A 3,707-nucleotide genomic window follows, 5' to 3' on the forward strand; every position below is an offset into this window, starting at 1 on the left:
ATTTCTCGGTTTCTTGCTGCTGCCATTAGAGCATTGAGCTGAGGGCGGCCTTCTCGGCGGCCTGACACGCCCACATCGCAGTAGTCCTGGATGATATCGAGACCGGCCCGAACCGCGTAGGCGCGCAGCTCGTCAAATTGTAGGTCGGGCTTTTGGTCGGGGGTCGAGACCCGCAGATAGAGGGCGGCGCGTGTCCCCTCATGGCCCTTCGAGGGGCGGCGTTTGCGTCCAGAAAGGTATGCCTTTGTGGACACAGAATGGCTACCTCCTATCTGGGTCGGAAGGCCCATCCGCGTAAAACTGCACGGTAAGAAACGTGAACACGACCCGGATTCGGGCGATTCCAGCCTGACAAGGGGTGCGTACGTTCGGTCTCCGGCACAATGTGGCGGTTTATTGCGTGCAATCAGTGCGTGCAAATGGAATTGGCTGCACTGGTGGGGCCGTAGCGGCTATCTTGCACGCAATAAACTGGGGGGTTAACGCGGGGGATCGCATTGCGTGCAATACAAGCGGCACAAGCGGCGCCCGCCGCACCTCCGCCGGCAGGCGACCCAGCCTGGATGGCGCCGTTCCTGGACTGTCTGGCGCGCGAGGACCTCGCGCCGGCAACGTTGCGCGGCTACCGCTACGATCTGCGGCACTTCCTCGCCTGGCACGCCACGGTCCAGCCGGACGCGTTCGCGCTCGACCACCTCGCCGCGTTCGAACTGATCGCCTACCGCCAACACATGGTCGCCGCCGGACGGCGCCCCGCCACGATCAACCGGCGCCTCGATGCCCTGCGCCGGCTGTGCCGATGGGCACGCAGCACCGGCACGCTGAGCGGCGATGTCGTCCACGACCTCCGGCCGGTGCGCACGGCGCGCAACCGCCAGCCGGCCGGTCTGACCGATCCCGAAGTTCACGCACTGCTGCGCGCTGCCGGGGCTTCGACCCACGGCCTCGCCGCGCGCAACTATGCGCTCGTCCAGGTGATGCTGCAGGCCGGGCTGCGCGTCGGCGAAGTGGCGGCGCTGCGGGTGGCCGATATCACCCTGAGCGACCGTTCCGGCATGGTGCGCATCCGCCACGGCAAAGGCCTCAAAGCCCGCGAGGTGCCGCTGAACGCCACTGCGCGCCGCGCACTCAAGCCGTATCTTGCTGCGCACCCGGCGCCGGCGAAGGAGGCGGTGCTGTTCGTCAGCGGCCGGGACACCGCGATGCCGGTGCGCTCGATCCAGGCGGCGATCACCGGCCTCGCGCGTCGCGCACGGCTCACACGCATACCGGTCTCGGCGCACACGCTGCGCCACACCTTTGCGCTCGGCTACCTGCGCGACAATCCCGGCAAGCTGCTGGAACTCGCCGGCCTGCTCGGCCACGAGTCACTCGACACGACCGCAGTTTATACGCGACCCTCTCGGGAGGATCTCGCGGCCGACCTGGAGCGCTCGCACCTGAATGTCGACGGATGACGACCTGGCGCGGGGCGCGGACCCGGCACCACAGCCTGCTGCCGGCCGATCCCAGCGAGGACGAACTTGCGCGGCACTGGACGTTGACCTCTGACGACCTCGCCGAGATCGCCCAGTGCCGCGGGGCCGATCATCGGCGCCGTTTTGCGCTGCAGCTTTGCACGCTGCGCGCCTATGGCCGGTTCGTCGACGACTATCGGCAAGCTCCACTGAAGATCGTCAGCCACCTGTCGCGTCAACTTGACCTGCCGCCAGTGCTGTTCCTCGACCCGCCGGGCCGCGGGCAGACGGAGCGCGCTCAGTCGCTGCGCATCCGCCGTTATCTCGGCCTGCGCAGCTTTGACCGAGCGGTTGCCGCCGATCTGCGCGACTGGCTGCGCCAGGGCGCGCTCGAAGGTCGCAGCACAGCTGAGTTGCTCAGCCGAGCCGAGGACAAGCTGCGCGAATGGCGTGTCATGTTGCCCGCGGTCAGTACGCTGGAGCGGATCGCCATCGCGGAAGTCACCTACGCCACGACCAACCTCTTCGAGGTCGTCACAAACAAGCTGCCGACGACACTGCGCGCATCGATCGACCTGCTGGTGGAAGTGCCGGAGGGCGATGCACGGTCCAGCCTGTTCCGCCTCAAGGATTACCCAAAATCCGCCAACGCGGCGGTGATCAAGAGCGACATTGTCCGCCTGCGCCTGATCGAGGAGCTGCTCGGCGCGGGTGGCGAATTGGATGAGCTCGACCCCAAGGTCGTGCGCCAGCTCGGCGAGCTCGGGCGCCGCTACGATGCCGGCGATCTCCGACGCTTCGCCAAACCCAAGCGTGTTGCACTCGTGGCCTGCTACCTGGTCGAGGCGCGCAAGACCCTGCTCGACCAGATCGTCGAGATGAACGATCTCTTCTTGACCGCGATGAACCGTAAGTCCCGCACCGCGGTCGAGAAGCGCCGCAAGATCATGCGCCGGCGTGCCCGCGACGGCTTGCACCGCGTGCTCGGCGGCGTTGATGCCCTGGCCGAGGCCGATGCGGAGCAGACAGTCGGCGCGTTCCGCGACGCGGTGAACGCCCCGGCCCTCGTCGATGCGGCCGAGGCCTGCCGCGCCTACGAGCGGCTCGAGGAGCGCGGCCATCTCGACGCCATGCTGTCGCGCTGTGGCACGCTGCGCCAATACCTGCCGAGCTTTCTCACCTTGCCGTTCCAGGTCGCCGCCGGCAGCGAGCCGTTGCTCCAGGCGATCGACATCCTGCGGGCGCTCGATGCCGGAACACGCGGGCCACTCACGCCGGCTGATCCGCACGGCTTCGTTCAGGCGGACTGGCGACCCTACCTCATCGCGGACGGCAAACTCGACCGCCATATCTGGGAGATCTCGCTCGCCTTCGCAGTGCGTGAGGCCTTGCGCGCCGGCAGTTTGTTCCTCGTGCAGAGCCGCGATCACGTCTCCTTCTGGAGCCTGGTCCATGATGACCGCAGCTGGCAGGTGAGTCGTGCACAAGCCTACCAGGACCTCGGTCTGCCGACCGATCCACAGGAGTTCCTCGCCAAGATCATGGCTCCTGCGCTACATCCACGAGGAGCCGCTGCGCCAGGCCATCCAGTTACAGCTCAACCGCGGCGAGTTCCGTCACATCCTCGCCAGATGGATCTTCTTCGCCAACCAAGGCGACTTCCGCACCGGCGACTACGAGGAGATCATGAACAAGGCCAGCTGCCTCAGCCTGCTCTCCAATGCCGTGCTGATCTGGAACACCGCGCACATGAGCCGCATCGCCGAGCGGCTCCGTGCCGGCGGCCATCCTGTGCGCGACGAGGACCTCGCCCGCGTCTCGCCTTTGGCCCACGCCCACACCATCCCGAGCGGAACCTACTTCCAGTCACCACGCCGCCGCGCCGACATCGCGCCGGAACCCGTCACGGCCTGATCAGCGGAGATGCCTCGTATGCCCTCGTCCGAACGCGTGAACTGGCAGCCGATCAGCCAGATGCCGCTCGTCGCCAGCATGATCGACGGCGCCTTGAGCGAGACCGCTGATCACCTCCAGACGCTGACCAAAGCACGTGCCCAGCCGCATGTTCTCGACGACGCCACCATCGACCGGATGGAACGCGTCCATCGCGAGCAACTGCAGTTCGTCGATATCTATGCGGAGCAGCTCCGGCGCTGGCGGGACCAAGGTCCGTCCGCCGCACGGCGCCAGGAGCTGGACCGCCTGGAAGAGAAGAACCGCAACTTGCGCCGGGTCACCACCGAAGTCCTC

The 3,707-nt window shown here is 66.8% G+C and carries 4 protein-coding genes; 3 read left to right on the plus strand and 1 reads right to left on the minus strand.

The features are described from left to right. A partial coding sequence (locus ACLP25_RS05375; RefSeq protein ID WP_442468196.1) for a recombinase family protein occupies positions 1 to 254 on the minus strand: 254 nt, incomplete at its 3' end. A gap of 309 nt (positions 255 to 563) precedes the next feature. Between ACLP25_RS05375 and ACLP25_RS05380 the strand changes: the two genes are divergently transcribed. The 3 genes from ACLP25_RS05380 to ACLP25_RS05390 all read left to right on the plus strand — a co-directional run. Next, complete coding sequence (locus ACLP25_RS05380) at positions 564 to 1,457, plus strand: tyrosine-type recombinase/integrase (protein ID WP_442468197.1); 894 nt, start codon at positions 564 to 566, stop codon at positions 1,455 to 1,457. Then, positions 1,454 to 3,481 (plus strand): DUF4158 domain-containing protein, encoded by a 2,028-nt coding sequence (locus ACLP25_RS05385; RefSeq protein ID WP_442468198.1) that lies wholly within the window; start codon positions 1,454 to 1,456, stop codon positions 3,479 to 3,481. Before ACLP25_RS05380 ends, ACLP25_RS05385 begins: the two co-directional genes overlap by 4 nt. Then, a partial coding sequence (locus ACLP25_RS05390) for a hypothetical protein (RefSeq protein ID WP_442468199.1) occupies positions 3,432 to 3,707 on the plus strand: 276 nt, incomplete at its 3' end. The genes ACLP25_RS05385 and ACLP25_RS05390, both read left to right, overlap by 50 nt.

This window comes from Roseiarcus sp., assembly GCF_052145395.1.
In the GTDB taxonomy this organism is placed as follows: domain Bacteria; phylum Pseudomonadota; class Alphaproteobacteria; order Rhizobiales; family Beijerinckiaceae; genus Roseiarcus.

Bases quoted from the DNA above. Each gene is read 5' to 3' on its own strand.
- ACLP25_RS05380 (WP_442468197.1), top strand. From the start codon at position 564: ATGGCGCCGTTCCTGGACTGTCTGGCGCGCGAGGACCTCGCGCCGGCA.
- ACLP25_RS05385 (WP_442468198.1), top strand. From the start codon at position 1,454: ATGACGACCTGGCGCGGGGCGCGGACCCGGCACCACAGCCTGCTGCCG.